The following is a 20899-nucleotide window of genomic DNA, read 5'->3' on the forward strand; positions in this document are numbered from 1 at the left end:
GGCGATCTCTAAGCTTCACGACGACCAGACCATGCAGTCCCGTACTTCAGGAGCAAGCCATGCAGATCTTTCCCCGTCGTGTACGCCAGACCCTTTCACTGTGTTTTGCCTTGCTGGGCGCGGCAGGCGCCGGCGCGGCGCAGGCGGATTGGCCCCAACGGCCGGTCAAGCTCATCGTGCCGTATGTGGCGGGGTCCGGTCCGGACGTGGTGCTGCGCCCGATCGCGGACGCCCTGGGGCGCGAACTCGGCCAGCCGGTGATCGTCGACAACCGCGGCGGGGCGGGGGGCATCGTCGGCACCCAGGCGCTGGCCGCGGCGGCGCCGGACGGCTATACCATCGGCTTCGGCAACCTGGTCACGCTGGCGATCAACAAGAGCATGTATTCGAAGCTGCCTTACGACCCGCAACGCAGCCTTGCGCCCATCAGCCTGGCCATCAGCAACGCCCTGGTGCTGATCGCCCGCAACGACTTCCCGGCAAGCAATGTGCAGGGCCTGGTCGACTATGCCAGGCAGCATCCGGGCAAGGTCAGCGTCGGCTCGTTGGGCGTGGGATCGAGCGCCCATCTGGCCGGAGAAATGCTCAAGAGCGAGACGGGCACGACCATGCTGCACGTCCCGTACAAGAGCGGCCAACAGGCGGTGGGCGACATCGTGGGCGGGCAGCTTGACGTGATGATCGACAACGTCGCGGGCGTGCTGCCCTTCATCCGCTCCGGCCAGGTCAAGGTGCTGGGGGCGACCAGCCTGGCGCGCGTGCCTGTCCTCTCGGACGTGCCCACCCTCGACGAATCCGGCTTGAAGGGCTTCGAAGTGGTGTCCTGGGGCGGCATCGTCGCGCCCGCCGGTACGCCCAAGCCCATCATCGACAAGCTCAATCGCGCCATCGCCAAGGCGCTGCAGGATCCGGCGGTGCTCAAGCTCAACGAAACGCTGTCCGTCGACGCGACGCCGTCCACGCCTGAACAGTTCGCCAACCTCATCGCCACCGAGATCCCGCGCTGGGGGGAGATGGTCAAGCGCTCCGGCGCGTCGGCCGACTGAGCGCGTTCAGCACCCGCGTTCAACACCCGCGTTCAACACCATAGGGAGCCATCATGACGAACGAACTCTGGCGCTGGAGCGCCGTCGACCTGGCCCAGGCCATCCGCAAGCGGGAAGTTTCCAGCCGGGAAGCGGTGCAGAACTGCCTGCAACGGGCGGAACGGCTCAACCCCATCTTCAACCCGCTCACCGAGATCTGCGCCGACCAGGCCCTGCAGGCGGCCGACGCCGCCGACGCCGCGGTGCGCGCGGGCGCGCCGCTAGGCATCCTGCACGGCGTGCCGGTGACGATCAAGGCCAATGCAGATCTGGCCGGGTCGGCCACCACCAATGGCGTCGTCGCGTATCGGGACCTCATCGCAAGCGAGAACAATCCCGCCGTCGACAACTGGCTCAAGGCCGGCGCCGTGGTGATCGGCCGCAGCAACGTTCCGGCATTCTCCTGGCGCTGGTTTTCGGACAACGACCTGCATGGCCGCACCGTCAATCCGTTCGACGCCGCGCGCACGCCGGGCGGCTCCAGCGGCGGCGCGGCCGTCGCCGCAGCCCTGGGCATGGGGCCGCTGGCGCACGGCAGCGACCAGGGCGGATCGATCCGCTACCCGGCCTACGCCTGCGGCGTGGCGGGGCTGCGGCCGTCGCAAGGCCGGGTGCCGGCCTACAACGCCAGCCAGAAGTCGGAGCGCCCGGTGGCTTCCCAACTGGCCGCGACCCAGGGTCCCTTGGCACGGAACATCGCCGACCTGAGACTCGGGCTGGAGGCCATGTCGGCGGGCGATTCCCGCGATCCGTGGTGGGTGCCTGCGCCGCTGGACCTACGCCAGCCCGGGGACTGCCGGCGGGTGGCGCTGTTCTGCGGCACCTCGGCCTTCAAGCCCGATCCCGCCGTGCTGGACGCCTTGCTGCGCGCCGCAAAGTACCTGGAAGACGCGGGCTACATCATCGAAACGGCAGCGCCGCCCCGTTTCGAGGAAGCGGCCGAGCTATGGCGCAACGTATTGATGAACGAAGCGTCCGGCTCCATGGGCCGCGAAATCGAGCGCGCCGGCGACGCTGCGATACAGCGCGCGTATCGCAGCATGCTGGCGCACACCGCGCCGCTGGACAAGGACGGCCTGGTCCAGGCGCTGGCGCTGCGCACCACGATACTGCGGGAATGGGGCGGGTTCTTCGACCGCTATCCGCTCGTGCTCATGCCGGTGTCGTTCGAGCTTCCATTCGCCATTGACCAGGATCAGCAAGGCGACGCAGCCATGGGCGACATGCTGCGCGCGCAGAGCCCGCTGGTCTCGACCGCGATACTGGGCTTGCCCGGCCTGTCGGTCCCTGTGGGCCTGGCGGACGGCGTGCCGATGGGCGTCCAGCTGGTGGCGGGGCGGTTCCGGGAAGACCTGTGCCTGGCCGCGGGCGAAGCCATCGAGGCGCGCGCGGGGTGGTCGGTGCAGGATAGGCTCTTGGCCTGAGCGGCGCGGGGGGGAAGGAAGGGGAAGGGCGGCTATGGGGGGCGGGGCGGATAGCCGCGCGCGGCTATCCGCCCCGGCCATAAAGCCCTGTCCGGCGCAGGGGCATGACTATATATCGAATAGTTCCGATATAAGATTCGATAAATTGCGATACTTCAATATGACGGTCTCAACTTCCAGCCCCGACCCTGCCGCCTCGCTACCTGCCATCGACGCCGACGCCATCCTCAAGGCGCTGGCCAATCCGGTGCGGCGCGACATTCTTGCCTGGCTGAAGACGCCGCACGCGTACTTCGAGGTACGCCCGGGCCATACCTTCGAGCATGGCGTATGCGCGGGCCACATCGATGAACGCTGCGGACTGTCCCAGTCCACCGTGTCCTCGCACCTGGCCGTTCTGCAGCGCGCGGGCCTGATCTCGGCGACCAAGGTGGGGCAGTGGATTTTTTACCGTCGCAACGAAGCCGCCATTGCCGCGTTCCTGCGGCAATTGAACCAGGATATGTAGCCCCGCTACGCCGCCAGCGGCCCCTTCATCCGGGGCCAAGGATTTACGCATGAGCCAACTTTTCGAACCCCTGCGCGCAGGCGATCTGACGCTGCGCAACCGCATCGTGATGGCGCCCTTGACGCGCATGCACGCCAGCCCGGGCCGCGTGCCCAACGACCTGATGGTCGAGTACTACACCCAGCGCGCCGGCGCCGGCATGATCCTGACCGAAGCCACGGCGGTCACCCCGCAAGGCGTCGGCTATGCCGATACGCCGGGCCTGTGGACCCCCGAACAGGTCCAGGGCTGGCGCAAGGTCACGTCCGCGGTGCACCGGGCCGGCGGCCTGATCGTGGCGCAGCTCTGGCACGTGGGCCGGATCTCCGATCCCATGTTCCTGGACGGCGAACTGCCCGTGGCGCCCAGCGCCATTGCGGCCAAGGGCCACGTCAGCCATGTGCGGCCGCAGCGCGCCTACGTCACGCCGCGCGCGCTGGAAACCGCCGAGATTCCGGGCGTGGTCGAGGCTTACCGCCACGGCGCGCGGATGGCCATGGAGGCCGGTTTCGACGGCGTGGAAGTGCATGCCGCCAACGGCTATCTGCTGGACCAGTTCCTGCAGGACAGCACCAACCACCGCACTGACGCCTATGGCGGTTCGCTCGAAAACCGCGCGCGGCTGCTGCTGGAAGCGGTGGACGCCAGCGTGTCGGTGTGGGGCGCGGGCCGCGTGGGCGTGCATCTGTCGCCGCGCGGGGAAATCCACACCATGGGCGATTCCAACCCGGCCGCCACCTTCGGCTACGTGGCGCGTGAACTGGGCAAGCGCGGTATCGCCTTCCTGTGCGTGCGCGAGTATGAAGCCGCCGACAGCCTGGGCCCGATGCTCAAGGCCGAGTTCGGCGGCACCTACATCGCCAACGAAGGATTCGGCCGCGAGTCGGCCGAGGCCGCCATCGCCGCGGGCCGGGCCGATGCCGTGGCCTTCGGCGTGCAATACATCGCCAACCCGGATCTGGCGCGCCGCTTCGAACTCAAGGCGCCGCTGAACCGGCCCAACCCAGCCACGTTCTATGCGCCTGGCCCGGGCGGCTATACCGACTATCCGGCCCTGGCTTGACCGGCTGGTCCGGTATTCAGAGCACGGCGCGCATCGGATAGGTGAACAAGCCGAAGTGCGCCGCGTTCAGGCCCAGGTGCGCCAGCACCGCCGCGGCCAGGCCGCCGTACTTGTAGGCGAGGCCGTAGGCCGCGCCCGCCAGGCCGGCCAGCAGCATCCATTGCCAGCCGCCTGCGTAGTGCGCCAGGCCGAACAGCGCGGCCGCGATGATCAAGGCTGCCCACGAACCCCAGGCGCGGCCGCGCCACAGGTCCGTCAGCCGCTGCTGCAGGTAGCCGCGGAACAGCGCCTCCTCGGCCAAGGTCACCAGCAAGGCATTGTTGATCAGCCAGATCCAGCCCGATTGCGGCCACTTGGGCGTCCAGCCGACCACGCCCAGCGCCAGCGCGCAGCCCAGGCACAGGGCCACCGCGCCCGCGCAGGCCAGGAACGCGGCCGACAGCGTGGCGCGCGGGGTCGGCCCCGCCATCGGCGGCGCCAGCGCCAGCACCACCCAGAACGCCACCAGCGGCTTGTCCAGGTTCAGGTACATGCCGAAAGGCACGGCGTCCGGACTCAGGGGCGCCGGCGCGATGACTTGCGGGTTGTGGAAGCCCGGCAGCCAGTGCAGGAACAGCAGCGCGGCCAGTGCGATGAAGAGCGCATGGCCGGCGGTGCGCGCCATTGCGCCCGATGCGGGCTGGACCAGCACGGCCGCCGCGATCAGCAACGTCGGCCAGACCAGCGCCACGGCGTTTATCGTGCCATCGGTCCAGGCCCAGGCGTAGGCGGCGGCAAGCGGCGCCAGCGCCCAGCGGCGCGTGGCGGGCGGCCACAGCATGGCGGCGGCGATGAACAGTGCGGACCAGGGGCTGAGCAGGGGCACGGGCGTGGACGGGCGTTGAAAGCGCTGAGTGTAAACGCGCCGCTCTGTGCAAGCCGCACGGCATGCGCGCCGGGCCGCTGAGCGCGTGTGCTGACGCCGCGCGGCGAACCCAGGTATCCTGGCGCCTGCCGGATACCTGGGAGCCAGACTATGAAAATGATCGCGTGGTTGATGTTGGCGGCGGCCGTGCTGCCTTTCGTGTCGGCGATCGTCGCCAAGGCGGGCGGAAAGAAATTCGACAACAACGATCCGCGCGCCTGGCTGGCGCGGCAGGAGGGCTGGCGGGCGCGCGCCAACGCGGCGCAGACCAATACCTTCGAAGCGCTGCCGTTCTTCTACGCGGCGGTGCTGTTCGCGCTGTATACCCAGGCGCCGCCCGCGCACGTGGCCACCTTGATGGCCTGCTGGCTGGGCGTGCGGCTGGGCTATCTGGCCATGTACCTGGCGGGCTGGGGCGCGCTGCGTTCGCTGGTGTGGGCGATCAGCGTGGGCTTCATCATTGCGATCCTGTTCGCAGGCGTTTAACGGGCGGCGCCATGCGCAAGCGGCGTGTCGCGGCGCTGGCGGCCATTGCGTTGCCGGGCTTCATCTACGTCAACAACGCTGACTGGTCGGCGTCCGATCCCGGCGCGCGGGCGACGCTGCTCGCGCATCGCGGCATCGCGCAACGCTACGACACGGCGGGCATGGAGCGGGACACCTGCACCGCGAGCCGCATCGTCGAACCCACGCACGGCTATCTGGAAAACACCATCGCCTCCATGCGCGCCAGCTTCGAGGCCGGCGCGGACATCGTCGAGATCGACGTCCATCCCACCACCGACGGCCAGTTCGCCGTGTTCCACGACTGGACGGTCGATTGCCGCACCGAGGGCCGCGGCGCGACGCGCGAGCACACGATGGCCGAACTCAAGGCGCTGGACATCGGCTATGGCTACACCGCGGATGGCGGCAAGACCTTTCCGTTCCGCGGGCGCGGCGTGGGCCTGATGCCCACGCTGTCCGAAGTGCTGCAGGCGTTTCCGCGCCAGCGCTTTCTCATCAACGTCAAGAGCCGCGACGCGGAGGAAGGCGCGGCGTTGGCGGCGGTGCTCAACGGCTTGCCGCCGGCCAGGCGCGCCGATTTCATGGTGTACGGAGGCGAGGAGCCGGTAGGCCGGCTGCGCGAGTTGGCGCCGGGCGTGCGCACGCTGACGCGCGCGGATCTGAAATCCTGCCTGTTGGGTTATGCGGCGGCGGGCTGGACGGGCCATGTGCCGCAAGTCTGCCGCGGCATGGCGCTGACAGTGCCGGTGAATGTCGCGCCCTGGCTGTGGGGCTGGCCCGGCCGCTTCCTGGACCGCATGGAGGCGGCGGGCAGCAGCGTGTTCCTGCTCGGTCCTTACGCCGGCGATGGCCATTCCACGGGCATCGACACGCCCGAGGACATACGCCGCGTGCCGGCGGGATACGCGGGCGGGATCTGGACCAACGAAATCGAAGCCGTGGCGCGCGCGTTCAAGCGCGGGCCATGAAAGCCGTTACTTCCATTCGAACACGGCGCGCGCGGTACCGGTGTTTTGCACCGCGACGTTGCGGTTCTGCGCCTGGCCGTTGTAGGTGGCCGAGATCTTGTAGTTGCCGGCCGGCAGCTTGACCAGCATGTACGGGCCTTCGGCAGTGGTTTGCAGCACGGACTTGCCATGCGCATCGCTGATGGTGACGGAGACATTTGCAACGTAGTCCGCCTGGCCGTCGCGTTGCGCCGCGAACGTCAGCGCCAGCGGATAGTCCTTGGCTGCGGCCTTCATGGCTTCGGATTCGTCCAGCCCGATGCCGCCGCTGACATACTGCACCGAACCCTGCTGCTGCACCGGCGGCATGCCCGCCTGGGCGGTGGACAGGATGCCGGCAAAGGCCATGCTGCCCAGCGCCATCGCGGCGGCCATGGTGCAGCGTTCTATACGCTTGTTCATGAGACTCTCCTGGATAGGACGATCTGCGCGGTTTTGTACGCGCATGAACATTTCGACCCGCATGCCGGCGCGGAGTTCGCGCCGGCGGGTCTCCGATATCAACCGATTGTTTCCGCAGCCTAGGTAAGCGTACCGCGTGCCGCGCGCCAGGAAAATGTCAGCCGGCTTTCGCCGCTGACCGAGCCGTCCGGGGCGAAGCGCCTTTCATCCAGCTGTCCGGCGCCACCGTCGCGCAGCGCCAGTACGCTGGAACTGCGGGTGCCATAGTTCGGACTGACGATGAACGGGCTGCTCAATAGCCTTTCGCGATCCAGTGGCAGACCGGTGGCGGGCAGGTCGGCGTCGTCGGCGGGCTGGCGGTCTGCCAGCGCGGCCATCAGCGCGGGCAGGTCGGGCTGCGGCCCGCTGCGCAGCACGGCTTCGAAAGCCGCCTTGGTGCGCGCCAGCTTGGGCCAGGGCGTGTCCAGCAGATGGTTGGACAGGGCGTAGACGCCTGGAGCCAGGCGGCGCGGGCCGCCATCGCGGTTGCTGAGATACCAGGCTTCGCGCGCATCGCCCACGATCAGGTTGAAGCCGTTGTAGGCCTGGCCCTTGGCATGCACTTGCGCCAGGTAGTCGGCCGCGGAGGCCGTGCCGCGCAGATAGTCTTCGACCAGCGCGCCGCGCGAAGGCGCGTTCTCGATGATCCGGCCCGGTTCGCGGAAGTTGGTGACCAGCGCATGGCGTCCGCCGGTCGTCGCGCCCATCCAGCTGCCGCCGGCCAGGCCGTCGCGGCCGGCGTAGACCTCGGGCGCATCGGGCCATTGCGCGGCGGGCAAGGTGGGGCGTTGGTGGAATTCATCGCGGTTGGCGGCGATCAGGACGGGGATGCCCGGCAGGGCGTGCAGGGCCAGTACGGCAAGACACATGGTTCAGACCTGGTTGGCGGGTTTGTCGGGAATGGCTTTGCCTGGCGCAGCCGCGAAATCCGGGCCGGCCAGCGCGGCGCGCAAGGCTTCGATCTGGGCGGCCACGTCGCGCAGCGCCGGCGCGGGCGACGCGATGGCGGCGGCCGGCATGGCCGCGCCTTGCGCAACAGCGGCGCTCATCTGGTGCAGGCTGGCCGCCAGTTGCGCCAGCTCCGCGGCGCTGGGCGCCGGCTGGTCGGCGGGCAGCGACCAGGCGGTGTCGGAAATGGCATTGGCCACGCGCTCCAGCGCGACCTCCACCGGCCACCAGGCGAGCGCGCGGCGGCTGACCAGGCGCGGTTCCGACAGCCCGCGCTGCAAGGCGATGCGCAGGTCGGACAGGCGCGCGTAGGCGCTGGCGCGCAGGTCGTGGCGGCTGGTGGGATCGGCCTGGAACACGGTGTTCAGGTAGGCGGCCAGCGTGTCCATGGCGGCGGCGACGGTGTGGTCCAGGTTGCTGCGCTCGATCCGTATCCACGGCAGGTAGCCCACCAGCAGCACGATGCCCGCGGCCACGGCCACATCGATCAGGCGCGCCAGCGCGATGGGCCAGCTGCCTGGTTGCAGCGCGCCGATCAGCAGCATCAGGATGGGCAGCAGGATGGCCGAGAACAAGCCGTAGTTGCGCCGCACCGACCAGGGCAGCAGGGACGCCAGCCCGGCCACCGTGAGCAGGCTGACGATGCCGTTGCGGTCCAGCGCCAGCACGGTCGCGCTGATCGCCACGCCGACCACGCTGCCCGCGCAGCTTTGCAGCGCCCGCGCGAACACCGAGCCGAAGTTGGGTTTGAACACCACCACCACGATCAGCGGCACCCAGTAGGAGCGCGGCAGCGAGAACGCCATGGACACGGCCTCGGCGGCGATCAGGCACAGCCCCAGCCGCACCAGATAGCGCACGGTGGTCGGCCCCGGCCGGTAGGTGCGCGCCAGCACGCGCCAGGGCGTGCGCGGCCGCGCGGGGGGCAGGCCGGCAAAGGCGTCGGCCTCGGATAGCGTGGCGCCGTCCAGCAGGGGCTGCACCTGGGCCAGCGCGTCGGCCAAGGGTGCCATGTCCGCCTGGCGCAAGGCCGCGATGTCCTCGCGCGGGTCCGGCGTCGCATCGTTCTCCACGCGGTCGGCCAACCGGTTCATGACGCGTGCGCAATCGTGCGGCAGCACCCGGCCGGCGCGGGCCAGCTCCAGCGCGGTATTGGTCAGCGGCGTACAGGCTTGCAGCTGCGCCGCCAGCCGCGCCAGCCGGGGGGAGGGGCCGGCCGCGCCGCGGCGGGCAGCCAGCACGGTGTCGTAGGCGGTGGTCATGGCCGCTTCCATGTCGCGCCGCGCGCTCATGGTGTGCGAGGTGCCGATGGCGGCGAACATGGCGGCCAGTTTGCGGTAGGCCATGGCGACGGCGGCGCGTTCGGGCGCTATCGGGTTGACCACCCAGCCCGTCAGCGTCAGCGCCAGCCCGAACAGGCCACCGGCTCCCACCAGCACGGAAGGCAGCCAGGACGGCAGGTTGGAAGTCAGGCTGGCGCCGACGATGACGTAGGTGGCGAATTGCAGCGTGGAAACAGCGGCGATGTTGTTGAAGGTGCCGACCAGGCTGGCCGCCAGCACCAGCAGCGTCATGGCCGCGGAGGTCCATAGCCCGTGTCCGGCAATCATCGTGCCGAGGAAGTACCCAAACGCGCCGCCGAACACGGTGGCGCCGATGGACAGCGCGCGGTTGCGGTAAGGGCCGCCATTGTCGCCGGTGATGGCGGGCAGCGCGCCCAGCGCGACCAGGGCCGCCGCCGCGCTCTGGTCCAGCGCGAGTCCGACCGTCGAAGGCAAGCCGATGGCCAGGGCGGCACGCAGCGCCACCCAGCGGCTGACGGGCGAAGGCTCCATGTGCGCCAGGCTCATCAGCCAACGCATGTTGGCGTTGCGCGCGGCATGTTTCAGCGAGGAACGGAACACGGCAGCCTCGTGGCGCGGCCCGGAGTCAGGCCTTGATCAGCGGCGCCTCGTCGGGCGCGGCCAGCCGGAAGTAATCTTCCGTGTTCAGGAGGATGGAGGCGTCCAGGCGGCCGGCATTGAACACGATTTCATCGTGGCGCTGGCGCAGGCTGGGATCCACCAGCAGGTGCAGGTCGGGATTGAAAGTGAAGGGCGGGATGGCGCCGATCTCGCAGCCGGTGAGTTCGCGCGCCAGGTCCTGCGACGCCAGCGACGCCTTTTTGCCGCCGGCCGCGCGTGCGATTGCGTCCAGGTCGGCCTGCTTGTCGGCCGGGAACACGGCCAGCACATTGCGGCGCTGGTTGGAGGATATCTTGACGCGGCAGACCAGCGCCTTGGCGCCCTGGCTGACCTCGGTGCCGCGAATCGCCGCGACTTCGACGGAGCGGCCGGCTGCGGCGTGTTCAATCAGGCGGTAGCGGGCCTGGTTCTGGGCAAGCAGGGCTTGCAGGCGTTCGAAGACTTCCATGTCGGGGCGCGTAGATCGGGATGTGGCGGGAGCAGGCCGGGAGTCGGCCTCGTACGCCGCATGATACGCCCGCCGCGCAGCGCCGCGGCGGCGCGTGCGCCGATCGCGGCCAGCCGCCTCAGATTTCTCCGGTAAAGGCGTAACCCCAGCCCCAGACGGTGCGGATCGGGAGCTCCAGGTTCAGGTCCTGGGCCTTGCGGCGCAGGCGGCTGACCAGCACGTCGGTGCGCCGCATCGATTCGTGGCCGCCATGCGAGTCCGTGATGGCCGCGTCGGCGCGCGGCAGGCGCTTGTCGGCGGAAGCCGTCAGCTTGAGCAGGAATTCGCGCTCGGCCAGCGTCAGGGCCAGGCGTTTGCCTTGCGGGCTGACCAGCGTCCAGGCCGCGTCGTGGAATTGCCATTTGGCCATCGCTTCGCCTGCCGGCGCCGGTTGCGCCGGGCGCGGCTCGGCATCTGCGGCGCGCCGGCCGGCCGCGGGTATGCGCCGCACCAGCGCCTGCAGCGCGGCGGCGATTTCCGTTGCGCCCGCGTCTGGCGGCAGGCAGACGTCGGCGCCGCAATGGAGCCCGAGTATGCGGCTTTCAGGGGAGTCGAAGTTGGATATGGCGACGATGCCCGCGGTGGTGTCCAGGGCGCGCAGGCCGGCCACGGCCATGCAGAGATCGGAAAGTTCGGTTTCCATCACCAGCAAAGGGGTGCGGCGGGCCTGAAACAGGCGGAACAGGCTGTTGGAGTCTTCGCACAGCCGGGGCGAGAAACCCATTTCCGTCAGCGCGGCGCCGCGGTGCGCGCGCACGCCGGGATCGGGCGAGAAGACGATCAGGTCTAGTAGGTCATTCATGAATCGTTGTGATCTGTGCAGCATGGGCGCATGCATGATGCATCGGATACAGCGATTTCCTAAACCTCGCACAACGCCACTTTATGACCCGAATTCTCGGGCATGGTTACGGGAGGCGTGTCGCAGCACCGTTATGGTGCGTCGGCGGGCGTTTCGTTCCACCAGCCGCCGCCCAGCGCCTGCAGCAAGGCAGCGGTGTCGGCGTGGCGCGCCGCGTCCGCCGCGGTGCGCGCAATCCGTGTCTGCAACAGTTGGCGCTGGCTGTCCAGCAGGCTCAGGTGGCTGATGCCGCCGGCCTGGTAGCGGCCTTGCGCGATGCGTTCGGCTTCATCTGCGCGGCGCCATGCCTCGTCGCTGGCCAGGTAGGCGTCGCCGTCGGTCTGTACGGCGCGCAAGGCGTCGGCGACCTGCCGGAAGCCCTCCAACACTGTTTGACGGTAGCCGGCCGCGGCCGCATCGTAGGCGGCCTCGGCCGAGCGCGTGCGCGCGCGCAGCTCGCCGCCGTGGAACAGCGGCTGGACCAGTCCCAGGCCCAGGCTCCAGACGTTCAGGCCATTGGACAGGTCGCCTATGCGGGTGCGTTGCGAGCCGAAGCTGGCGGTCAGGGTGAACTGGGGATACTGGTTGGCGACGGCCACGCCGACATTGGCCGAGGCCTGATGCCAGAGCGCTTCCGCGGCCAGGATGTCGGGCCGCTGGCGGGTCAGCGCCGACGGCACGCCGGTGGGCACGTCGGCGGGCAGCGTCAGGTCGGCCAGCCGCAGGGGCGCGGATCGCAGTTCGGCCGGCGCCAGGCCCAGGTAAGCGGCCAGTTGATGCGTGGCCTGCGCCAGCTGGTATTCCAGCGGCGGCAGCGTGGCCCGGGTCTGCGCGACCAGCAGCTCCTGATTGCGCAGATCGGCTTCGGACACGCCGCCCGCCTGTTGGCGCTGGCGCATGATGTCCTGCTGCCGCTCCTGCGCCGCAAGCAGCGCCCGCGTGTCGGTCAGGCGTTCGCTCAGGTCGGCCTGGCGGATGGCGGCGGTGACCACGTTGGCGGCCAACGACATGCGTGCGGCCTGCAGCTCATGCGCCTGGTAGTCCGCCTGCGCGCCCAGGCCTTCCAGCGCGCGGCGGTTGCCGCCGAATACGTCCAGCGTGTAGGACACGTCGATGGACGCGTTGTAGAGCGTGAAGGGCGGGGGCTGTTCGGCCACCGGCACGCCGAAGGCCGCGGGGTCCACCTTCTGCCGCGTTGCCGACAGGTTGCCATTGACCTGGGGCAGCATGCGGCCGCCGGTTTCGGCGTTCAGGTCTTCGTTTGCCTGACGCAAGCGGGCGCGCGCCTGCTCCAACGTGGGACTGGCCCGCAGGGCCTGCCGCACCAGCTGGTCGAGCGCTTCGGAGCGGAACAGCTGCCACCATTGCGCAGGGATGTCGGCGCCTTCTTGCAGGCGTTGCGCGCCGATGGGCGCAGAAGCATCGCGGGGCGCGGCATAGGCGTCGACCTGCGGCGGCGCCGGGCGCTCGAAATCCGGCCCCACGGCGCAGCCCGCGAGCAGCGCGCACAGGACCAGCGCGGCCGGGCGCGGCGGCGCAGTGGGCGGGAGGGGCAAAGGCGTGGAGCGGGACATGGCGGTTCAATCCAGGGTGCGGCGGTAGAACTTCACGGCGGCGGTCATGACGACCACGGTAAACACCAGCAGCGGCCAGATGCTGGGCCACAAGTCCCACCAGCCGTTGCCTTTGAGCAGGATGCCGCGGATCAGGCGGTTGAAATGCGTCAGCGGCAGCAGGTTGCCCAGGTACTGCGCCCACATCGGCATGCCCTGGAACGGGAACATGAAACCGGACAGCAGCATGTTGGGCAGGAAATAGAACATGGTCAGCTGCATGGCCTGCAACTGGTTCTGCGCCAACGACGACAGGGTGATGCCCACCGTCAGGTTGGCGGCCACGAACACCAGCGCCGACAGGTACACGGCCAGCAGCGACCCAAGGAACGGCACGTGGAAAACAAAGTGCGCGGCCAGCAGGATGATGCTGGACTGGATCAGGCCTATCGCGATGTACGGCACGATCTTGCCCGTCATCACTTCGAGGGGCCGTACCGGCATCGCCAGCAGGTTTTCCATCGTGCCGCGTTCGCGTTCGCGCGTCATGGCCAGGCCGGTCATCATCACCAGGGTCATGGTCAGGATCACGCCCATCAGGCCCGGCACCGTGTTGTATTGCGAGATCTGCTCTTCGTTGTAGAGCTGGTGCACCAGCACGTCGAAGGGCGGCTGGCCGCCCGCCAGGCTGGCCAGCGGTCCGGTCAAGTCCTTCTGCGCCACGGCCTGCGACAACTGCGTGGCCGCGCCTATGGCCAATCCGGTCGCCATGGGATCGGTGGCGTCGGCCTCGATCAGCAGCGCGGGGCGTTCGCCGCGCAGCAGCTTGCGGCTGAAGTCCGGCGGGATGGTCAGGACGAACAGCACGCGGCCCTGGGCCAGCGCCGTGCGTCCGGCTTCTTCGTTGTCCAGTTCCTCGATGATGTGAAAGTAGTCCGACGATTTCATCGCCGCGACGAAGCTGCGCGTGAACGGACTGTGGTCCGCGCTGATGACCGCGGTGGGCATCTGCTTCGGGTTCGTGTTGATGGCGTAGCCGAACAGCGCCAGCTGCATGATGGGCAGGCCCACGATCATGCCGAAGGTGATGCGGTCGCGGCGCAGCTGCAGGAACTCCTTGAGCACCATGCTCCACCAGCGCGACCAGGAAAAGCCTTGCAGATGGCGCATCATGGCGGGCTCGCGAAGTTGTCGGTGGAGCGCTTCATCAGATAGATGAAGACGTCCTCCAGACTGGTGTCGATGGGCTCCAGGCTCAGGTCCTGGCCGGCGATGGCGTCCCTGAGCGTGCGTTCCAGCAAGGCCGCGTCGCGGCCGCTGATGTGCAGCGCGGAACCGAAGGCCACGGTCTGGTCCACGCCCGGCGCGTCGCGCAGGCGTTGCGCCAGCGGCACCAGGTTGTGCCCATGGATGGCCCAGGTGGTCAGGTGCTGCTCGGCGATGACGTCCTCGGCCGTGCCCTGCGTCAGCAGGCGGCCGTAGGAAATGTAGGCGAGCTTGTGGCAGCGCTCGGCTTCGTCCATGTAGTGCGTGCTGACCAGCACCGAGATGCCGCGCGCCGCCAGCTCATGCAGTTGCTCCCAGAAGTCGCGCCGCGCGGTCGGGTCCACGCCCGCCGTGGGTTCGTCCAGCAGCAGCAGCTTGGGCTGGTGCAGCAGGCAGGCCGCCAATGCCAGGCGCTGCTTCCAGCCGCCGGACAAGGAACCCGTCAATTGCTTGGCGCGGCTTTGCAGGCCCAGGTCTTCCAGCGCGCGCTCCACCGTTGCCTTGCGCTCGGGCATGCCGTACATGCGCGCCACGAAGTCCAGGTTCTCGCGGATGGTCAGGTCGTCCCAGTACGAGAACTTCTGCGTCATGTAGCCGACGTGCCGCTTGATCTGCGCGCTGTCGCGCAGGATGTCGTAGCCCAGGCAGGTGCCGCTGCCCGAGTCCGGCGTCAAGAGGCCGCACATCAGGCGGATGCAGGTGGTCTTGCCGCTGCCGTTGGGGCCGAGGAAGCCGAAGATCTCGCCTTCGCGCACCTGCAGCGACACGTCGTTGACGACGTGCTTGTTGCCAAAGCGTTTGTTCAGCCCGTGCACGTCGATGACGTACTGGCCGGCGGACGCTTCCTGAGTGGCGGCGGGCGCGCTCATTGCAGCACCGCCTCCACCGGCTGCCCCGGGTGCAGCCGCGTGGCGGCTTCGGGCGCTGGCCGCGCCTGCACCATGTAGACCAGTTTGCTGCGGCTTTCGCGGCTGTAGATCACCGGCGGCGTGTATTCGGCCTGGGCCGATATGTAATCGATGCGGACAGGGATGGGATCGCCGCAGCCGTCGCAGCGCACCGTCGCCTGTTGCCCCACCTTCAGCGCGCCCAGCGCCGTTTCCGGAACGAAGAAGCGCACCTTGATATTGCCCGGCGGCAGCAGGCTCACCACCGGACTGCCGGCAGGCACCCATTCGCCCACGCGGTAGAGCGTGTCGAACACCAGCCCGGCGGCCGGCGCCGCCAGGCGCTTCTGCGCCAATGTCCATTCCGCCTGGGCCAGCGCGGCGCGGGCCGCGTCGACCTGGGCGGCCTGGGCGCGCCGCTGGTCGTCGCGGCCGGGCAGGCGGGCCACTTCCAGCTGGGCCTGCAATTCGCGCACCCGCGCCGCATCCGATTGCGCCTGTTCGCGGCTGTCGTCCAGCTGCGCGCGCGCGATGCCGCCGATGCGGAACTGGTCGGTATCGCGCCGCAGTTGCGCCGCCGAGCGGCGGCTGGCCGCCTCGGCCTGCGCCAGCTGGGCGCGGCTGACGTCCACTTCGGGCGGACGCTTGCCGGTGGCGATGTCTTCTTCCTGGGCCACGGCGGCGGCCAGCTGCGCGCTGGCCTGGTCGCGCGCCGCGGTTTCGCGCGTGGCCTCCAGCGCGAAGAGCGGCGCGTCGGCTTCCACCTGTTGACCGCGCCGCACCGGCAGCTCGGCCAGCCGGCCGGCCTCGGACGACGCCACGTAGACATATTCGCCTTCGGCGTAGCCCTGGAAGAAGGCGCCGCTGTCCTTGCCGCAGCCGCCCAGGGCAAGCAAGGCCAGCGCCGAGGCGGGCAGGGGGCGGCGCAAGACGGGAGGGATGCGCATGGTCAGCGTCCTGGAATGGCGGGAGTCGGGGCGGACGGCGAGAACAGGCCGCCGGTGAGCATGGCGATGGCGTGGGCCGCGATCGCGCGGGTGTCTATGGCTTGCGGCTGCGCGGCGTCCTGCAGGACGCGCTGCCACAGGCCGGAGGTGGCCAGCGGCAGCAGGGTCAGTCCCAGGACGGAAAGAAAGACCAGCCGCGGCTCCACGCCGGGGGTAATGGCGCCCGCAAGCTGGCATTCGGTGATGAGGCCGATGAAGGCCTGCAGACGTTCGGCGGGCAGATGGCGCAGCACGCGTTCGCGCAGCTGACCGCCTTCATTCACGACCTCGTGCAGCCACAGGGCCGGCAGCCAGGGCCGTTCGACCGCGCTCTGCACCAGCCGGCCCACGACCTCTGCGATGAAGGCGCGCGCGGCTGCGACGGGGTCGGACGCGGGAGTCTGAGCCTGCGGCAGCGGCGACCAGACGTAGCCGATGACCGGCACGATCCGCTCTTGCACCACCGCGTCGATCAGCTGGTCGCGGCTCTTGAAGTAGTAATGCACCATCGCCGTGGTGACGCCGGCGCGTTGCGCGATGTGCGTGAGCGTGGTGGCGGCGACGCCCTGGGCCGCGAACAGGCCGGTGGCGGTGTCCAGCAGGTTGGCGCGGGCGGCGGCATTGTCGGGACGCGGCGGACGGCCGGGCCGGCGGGAGGGGGCAGAGGGAGCGGAACGCATGCGGCGTATGTTAATTAAATTATTAATTAATTAAAAGAGGGGCGCTCTTCAGGGTTACGCGCCGGATGCGCGGGCTTCGATGGTGTAATGGATCGGTACCCCATCCCGCCACCCGGGTCGTGTGCGCCAGGCCCGGGCGGCTTACTTGCAGGAGGCTGGACCGTCATGCCGCAATCGTCTTCCATCAACCGCCGCATCGTGCTCGCCGCACGCCCGCAGGGCGAGCCGGCGGACAGCGATTTCCGCCTGGAAACCGGCGAGGTGCCGCAACCCGGCCCCGGCCAGGTGCTGCTGCGCACCGTGTACCTGTCGCTCGATCCCTATATGCGCGGCCGCATGAGCGACGCGCCGTCCTATGCCGAACCGGTGCAGGTCGGCGCCGTCATGGTCGGCGGCACGGTCACGCGGGTCGAAGCCTCGAATCATCCCGACTACCGTGCGGGGGAGTGGGTGCTGGCGCAATCCGGCTGGCAGGATTACGCCTTGTCGGATGGCGCCGGCCTGCTGCGGCTGGGGCCCAATCCCGAACATCCGTCCTACTCGCTGGGCGTGCTGGGCATGCCTGGGTTCACCGGCTACATGGGCTTGCTGGACATCGGCCAGCCCAAGGCGGGCGAAACCGTGGTGGTGGCCGCGGCCAGCGGCGCGGTCGGGGCGGTGGTCGGCCAGATCGCCAAGATCCATGGCTGCAAGGTGATCGGCATCGCGGGCGGCGCGGACAAGTGCCGCTACGTGGTCCAGGAACTGGGCTTTGACGACTGCCTGGACCACAAGGCGCCCGATCTGCCGGGCCGCCTGGCGCGCGCCGTGCCGCAGGGCATCGACGTGTATTTCGAGAACGTCGGCGGCGCGGTCTTCGACGCGGTGCTGCCGCTCTTGAACCCGCGCGCGCGGATACCGGTCTGCGGCCTGATTTCGGCCTACAACGCCACCAGCCAGCCGCAAGGGCCGGACCGCCTGGGCCTGCTGATGCGCACCATCCTCACCAAGCGCCTCAAGATGCAGGGCTTCATCATCTTCAACGAATACGCGCACCGCTACGGCGAATTCCGCGAGGCGATGGAAGACTTGATCAAGCAAGGCCGCATCAAGTACCGCGAGGATGTGGTCGATGGGCTGGAGAACGCGCCGCGCGGCCTGATCGGGCTGCTCAGGGGTGAAAACGCCGGCAAGCGCATCGTGCGCGTCGGCCCGGACGAAAGGAGCGCCACATGAACATCCTGATCGTGCTGACTTCCCACGACACGCTGGGCAACACCGGCCGCAAGACCGGCTTCTGGCTCGAGGAGTTCGCTGCGCCGTACTACGCCTTCGTCGACGCCGGCGCCAAGGTCACGCTGGCTTCGCCCGCGGGCGGCCAGCCGCCGCTGGACCCCAAGAGCGACGACCCCGACGCCCAGACCGACGACACGCGGCGCTTTCGCCAGGATGCGGACGCGCAGCGGCAACTGGCCGCCACCTTGCGGCTGGCGCAGGTGCAGGCGGCCGACTACGACGCCGTGTTCTACCCTGGCGGCCACGGCCCCTTGTGGGACCTGGCGGAAGATTCCAATTCGGTTGCGCTGATCGAAACCATGCTGGCGGCGGGCAAGCCCGTCGCGGCCGTCTGCCATGCGCCCGGCGTGTTGCGCCACGCCAAGACGGCCGACGGCAAGCCGCTGGTGCAGGGCAGGCAGGTCACCGGCTTTTCCAATGCCGAAGAGGCGGCTGTCCAGTTGAGCGACGTGGTGCCCTTCCTGGTCGAGGATGAACTGAAGCAGTTGGGCGGGCAGTACACCAGCGGCCCGGACTGGCAGCCGCACGTGGTCGGCGACGGCCTGCTGGTCACGGGCCAGAATCCAGCGTCTTCCGTGGGCGTGGCGCAGGCGCTGCTGGACCGGTTGAAGGATTGAGTCCTGGCGTGCCGGACCTGGATTCCGCGGCATGCGCGGGACGGGACCGGCACTGCTTTGCCCCGGGGCGCGGCATCTGATCGGCAAGGATTGCTGCGCAATGTGTCAGAATCGCGACCTTTTGCTACAGCGCAATGCGGCACGACCCACTTGCGCGCGATGACCGATGCCTCCAGACGTACCCGAATATCCAGCAGGCTCCTGCGTGGCGGCCTTGTTTGCCGCCATGCGGGCGCGCGACCCGGCCACCGGCCGCCATTCCGAAAGAGTTGTTGCGCTGAGCGTGGCGCTGGCCCGAGCCTGCGGCCTGCCGGAATCCGAACAGGAGGTGGTCGCGGTCGCTGCCCGCCTGCATGACATCGGCAAGATCGGCACGCCGGACCGAGTGCTGTATTCGCCCAAGCGGCTGGACCCGGACGATTGGGCAATCATGAAGGCGCACGCCGCGGTGGGCGCCGACATCATCATGCACAGCGACATCCCGCAACGCGAGCTGATCGCGCGGGCGGTGCGCCATCACCACGAGCATTTTGACGGATCAGGCTATCCCGCAGGCCTGCGCGGCGAGAACATCCCGCTGCATTCGCGCATCATTTCCCTGGCCGATTCCTACGATGCCCTGGGCGATGCGCGTCCCTATCACCCCGCGCGCACGCACGCGGAGATCATGCGCATCCTGCACCAGGAAGCCGGCGCCAAATGCGATCCGGCGCTGTTGCGCACATTCGAATCGATGATCGCGAAGAGCCCGCTAAGGGTTCCGTAGCACAGACCTCGCCAGCACCGCCGGCGGGTTGTGCAAGTCGGGCGGCGGGTCACTTCAAGCGGTAATTCGCCGCCACCAACGCCAATTCCTGCAGCGTGCGCTGCTGCCACGCGGCATCATGCCCCAGCTCTTCGGCCAGGATGCGCGCCACTTCGGGCGCCGCCAGCATCGCGGCCTCGCTGTCCAGGAACAAGGCGCGGTTGCGTCGCGCCAGCACATCCTCGGCGCTGCGCGCCAGTTCGTACCGCGCAGCGAAACGCACGTGCGCTTCCGACAAGCCGCTGCTCTTGACCAGCATGCGGTCGGCGCCGGGCAGCGCCTTCAAAGCTGGCAGATCGCTGCCGTAGTAGCTGTCCGGCGTGCCGGCATGTTCCTGCGACGGAGCCAGGCCCGCCGCGCCATGCAGCGGCAGCGATTCAGTGCGGCAGGTGGCCTGCGTCAGCAGCTGGTGCTGGATGGCCGTGTCGACCACGTCCTGCGCCATGCGGCGGTAGGTGGTCCACTTGCCGCCGGTGACGGTTACCAGCCCGGCCTTGGATACCAGGATGGTGTGCTCGCGCGACAAGGACTTGGTGGAGGCTTCGCCGGTGGCCTTGACCAGCGGACGCAGTCCGGCCCAGACGCTGGTGACGTCGTCGCGCGTAGGCTTGCGGCTGAGATAGCGCGCCGCGGTGCTCAGGATGAAATCCACGTCCTGCGCGCCCGCTTGCGGATCCAGCGGCAGATCGTCGCGCGGCGTATCGGTGGTGCCGACGATGGTGTGGCCGTTCCATGGCACCACGAACAGCACGCGGCCGTCGTCGGTCTTGGGAATCAGGATGGCGCGCTTGCCCGGCAGGAAATCCTGCGGCAAGGTCAGGTGCACGCCCTGGCTGGGCGCGACCATGGTCTGCGCGTTCTTGTCTTCCATGCGCCGCACCGCGTCCACCCATACGCCGGTGGCGTTGACCACGCAGCGCGCGCGCAGCGTGAAGCTGGCGCCGCCGATCGCATCCTGCACGGTAACGCCGTCGACCTTGCCGCCCGTCATGGTCAGGCCGGTGGCGCGCATGTAGTTCACCGCGGTGCCGCCCAGGTCGAACAGCGTGCGCATCAGGCTCACCGCCAGGCGCGCATCGTCGAACTGGCCGTCGTAATACAGCACGCCGCCTTTGAGATTCTTGCCCTGCACGTTCTCGGCCAGCGTCGGCGCGTTGGCCAGCGTGTCGCGGCGCGACAGCCAGCGGCTGGGCGCCAGGTTCAGCTTGCCGGCCAGCATGTCGTACATCTTCAGGCCGATGCCATAGAAGGGCTGGTCGAACAGGTTGTAGGCCGGCACCACGAATCCCAGCGGCCACACCAGGTGCGGCGCGTTGCGGTTGAGCAGGCCGCGTTCGTGCAGCGCTTCGCGCACCAGGCTGACGTTGCCCTGCGCCAGATAGCGGACGCCGCCGTGCACCAGCTTGGTGGCCTTGCTGGACGTGCCCTTGGCGAAGTCCGCGCCTTCGATCAGCAGGGTGCGATAGCCGCGCGAGGCGGCATCGACGGCCGTGCCCAGGCCGGTGGCGCCGCCGCCAATGACGATCACGTCCCAGGAGTGCGTGTTGTCCAGCGTGTTCAGGAGGCGGTTGCGGTCGGGCGGGGCGACGGAGGCTAGCGGTTGGTTCATGGG

The 20899-nt window shown here is 69.0% G+C and carries 21 protein-coding genes; 9 read left to right on the forward strand and 12 right to left on the reverse strand.

Annotation, left to right across the window (positions count from 1 at the left end; all coding sequences use genetic code 11):
• Positions 1 to 59: 59 nt before the first annotated feature.
• From IAG39_RS14860 to IAG39_RS14875, 4 genes are all read left to right on the forward strand, one after another.
• The gene (locus IAG39_RS14860; protein ID WP_059380020.1) at positions 60 to 1046 is read left to right on the forward strand and encodes a Bug family tripartite tricarboxylate transporter substrate binding protein; all 987 of its coding nucleotides are present in this window, start codon (positions 60 to 62) and stop codon (positions 1044 to 1046) included.
• 53 nt (positions 1047 to 1099) lie between these two features.
• Positions 1100 to 2509 (forward strand): amidase family protein, encoded by a 1410-nt coding sequence (locus IAG39_RS14865; RefSeq protein WP_118932083.1) that lies wholly within the window; start codon positions 1100 to 1102, stop codon positions 2507 to 2509.
• 160 nt (positions 2510 to 2669) lie between these two features.
• The gene (locus IAG39_RS14870; protein WP_059380022.1) at positions 2670 to 3017 is read left to right on the forward strand and encodes an ArsR/SmtB family transcription factor; all 348 of its coding nucleotides are present in this window, start codon (positions 2670 to 2672) and stop codon (positions 3015 to 3017) included.
• A gap of 49 nt (positions 3018 to 3066) precedes the next feature.
• Complete coding sequence (locus IAG39_RS14875) at positions 3067 to 4119, forward strand: alkene reductase (protein WP_059380023.1); 1053 nt, start codon at positions 3067 to 3069, stop codon at positions 4117 to 4119.
• Positions 4120 to 4135: 16 nt separating this feature from the next.
• Here the strand turns inward: IAG39_RS14875 and IAG39_RS14880 are convergent, their stop codons facing one another.
• Positions 4136 to 4939, reverse strand: coding sequence for a CPBP family intramembrane glutamic endopeptidase (locus IAG39_RS14880; protein WP_165867803.1), 804 nt, complete (start codon positions 4937 to 4939; stop codon positions 4136 to 4138).
• A 195-nt stretch (positions 4940 to 5134) separates the two neighbouring features.
• Between IAG39_RS14880 and IAG39_RS14885 the strand changes: the two genes are divergently transcribed.
• On the forward strand, positions 5135 to 5509 hold the full coding sequence (locus tag IAG39_RS14885; protein WP_118932081.1) for an MAPEG family protein: 375 nt from the start codon (positions 5135 to 5137) through the stop codon (positions 5507 to 5509).
• 11 nt (positions 5510 to 5520) lie between these two features.
• The gene (locus IAG39_RS14890; RefSeq protein ID WP_118932080.1) at positions 5521 to 6498 is read left to right on the forward strand and encodes a glycerophosphodiester phosphodiesterase family protein; all 978 of its coding nucleotides are present in this window, start codon (positions 5521 to 5523) and stop codon (positions 6496 to 6498) included.
• Between the two features lie 6 nt (positions 6499 to 6504).
• Here IAG39_RS14890 and IAG39_RS14895 read toward each other — a convergent pair whose 3' ends face one another.
• The 10 genes from IAG39_RS14895 to IAG39_RS14940 all read right to left on the reverse strand — a co-directional run bounded on the left by IAG39_RS14895 (position 6505) and on the right by IAG39_RS14940 (position 16590).
• Positions 6505 to 6939 (reverse strand): carboxypeptidase-like regulatory domain-containing protein, encoded by a 435-nt coding sequence (locus IAG39_RS14895; protein ID WP_059380027.1) that lies wholly within the window; start codon positions 6937 to 6939, stop codon positions 6505 to 6507.
• A gap of 119 nt (positions 6940 to 7058) precedes the next feature.
• Complete coding sequence (locus IAG39_RS14900) at positions 7059 to 7847, reverse strand: NRDE family protein (protein WP_118932079.1); 789 nt, start codon at positions 7845 to 7847, stop codon at positions 7059 to 7061.
• A 3-nt stretch (positions 7848 to 7850) separates the two neighbouring features.
• Complete coding sequence (locus IAG39_RS14905; protein ID WP_118932078.1) at positions 7851 to 9830, reverse strand: FUSC family protein; 1980 nt, start codon at positions 9828 to 9830, stop codon at positions 7851 to 7853.
• A gap of 25 nt (positions 9831 to 9855) precedes the next feature.
• Positions 9856 to 10338 (reverse strand): YbaK/prolyl-tRNA synthetase associated domain-containing protein, encoded by a 483-nt coding sequence (locus IAG39_RS14910; protein ID WP_059380030.1) that lies wholly within the window; start codon positions 10336 to 10338, stop codon positions 9856 to 9858.
• A 118-nt stretch (positions 10339 to 10456) separates the two neighbouring features.
• Positions 10457 to 11179, reverse strand: coding sequence for a response regulator transcription factor (locus tag IAG39_RS14915; RefSeq protein WP_118932077.1), 723 nt, complete (start codon positions 11177 to 11179; stop codon positions 10457 to 10459).
• A gap of 131 nt (positions 11180 to 11310) precedes the next feature.
• On the reverse strand, positions 11311 to 12792 hold the full coding sequence (locus tag IAG39_RS14920) for an efflux transporter outer membrane subunit (protein WP_118932076.1): 1482 nt from the start codon (positions 12790 to 12792) through the stop codon (positions 11311 to 11313).
• Between the two features lie 6 nt (positions 12793 to 12798).
• On the reverse strand, positions 12799 to 13944 hold the full coding sequence (locus tag IAG39_RS14925) for an ABC transporter permease (RefSeq protein ID WP_118932075.1): 1146 nt from the start codon (positions 13942 to 13944) through the stop codon (positions 12799 to 12801).
• Positions 13941 to 14906, reverse strand: a complete 966-nt coding sequence (locus tag IAG39_RS14930) for an ABC transporter ATP-binding protein (RefSeq protein WP_118932074.1) — start codon at positions 14904 to 14906, stop codon at positions 13941 to 13943. Before IAG39_RS14930 ends, IAG39_RS14925 begins: the two co-directional genes overlap by 4 nt.
• Entirely contained in the window at positions 14903 to 15871 is a 969-nt protein-coding gene (locus tag IAG39_RS14935; protein ID WP_059380034.1) for an HlyD family secretion protein, read from the reverse strand. The genes IAG39_RS14930 and IAG39_RS14935 overlap by 4 nt, the downstream gene beginning before the upstream one ends.
• A gap of 2 nt (positions 15872 to 15873) precedes the next feature.
• A complete protein-coding gene (locus IAG39_RS14940) occupies positions 15874 to 16590 on the reverse strand; it encodes a TetR/AcrR family transcriptional regulator (RefSeq protein ID WP_118932073.1) in 717 nt (238 codons plus the stop codon).
• A gap of 165 nt (positions 16591 to 16755) precedes the next feature.
• Between IAG39_RS14940 and IAG39_RS14945 the strand changes: the two genes are divergently transcribed.
• The 3 genes from IAG39_RS14945 to IAG39_RS14955 all read left to right on the forward strand — a co-directional run bounded on the left by IAG39_RS14945 (position 16756) and on the right by IAG39_RS14955 (position 19248).
• On the forward strand, positions 16756 to 17805 hold the full coding sequence (locus IAG39_RS14945) for an NADP-dependent oxidoreductase (RefSeq protein ID WP_059380035.1): 1050 nt from the start codon (positions 16756 to 16758) through the stop codon (positions 17803 to 17805).
• On the forward strand, positions 17802 to 18482 hold the full coding sequence (locus tag IAG39_RS14950) for a type 1 glutamine amidotransferase domain-containing protein (RefSeq protein WP_059380036.1): 681 nt from the start codon (positions 17802 to 17804) through the stop codon (positions 18480 to 18482). Before IAG39_RS14945 ends, IAG39_RS14950 begins: the two co-directional genes overlap by 4 nt.
• Before the next feature lie 166 nt (positions 18483 to 18648).
• Positions 18649 to 19248, forward strand: coding sequence for an HD-GYP domain-containing protein (locus IAG39_RS14955; protein WP_059380037.1), 600 nt, complete (start codon positions 18649 to 18651; stop codon positions 19246 to 19248).
• Positions 19249 to 19297: 49 nt separating this feature from the next.
• Here IAG39_RS14955 and IAG39_RS14960 read toward each other — a convergent pair whose 3' ends face one another.
• On the reverse strand, positions 19298 to 20896 hold the full coding sequence (locus IAG39_RS14960) for a glycerol-3-phosphate dehydrogenase/oxidase (protein ID WP_118932072.1): 1599 nt from the start codon (positions 20894 to 20896) through the stop codon (positions 19298 to 19300).
• Positions 20897 to 20899: the final 3 nt, after the last annotated feature.

The organism is Achromobacter xylosoxidans (assembly GCF_014490035.1).
Lineage (GTDB): Bacteria > Pseudomonadota > Gammaproteobacteria > Burkholderiales > Burkholderiaceae_B > Achromobacter > Achromobacter bronchisepticus_A.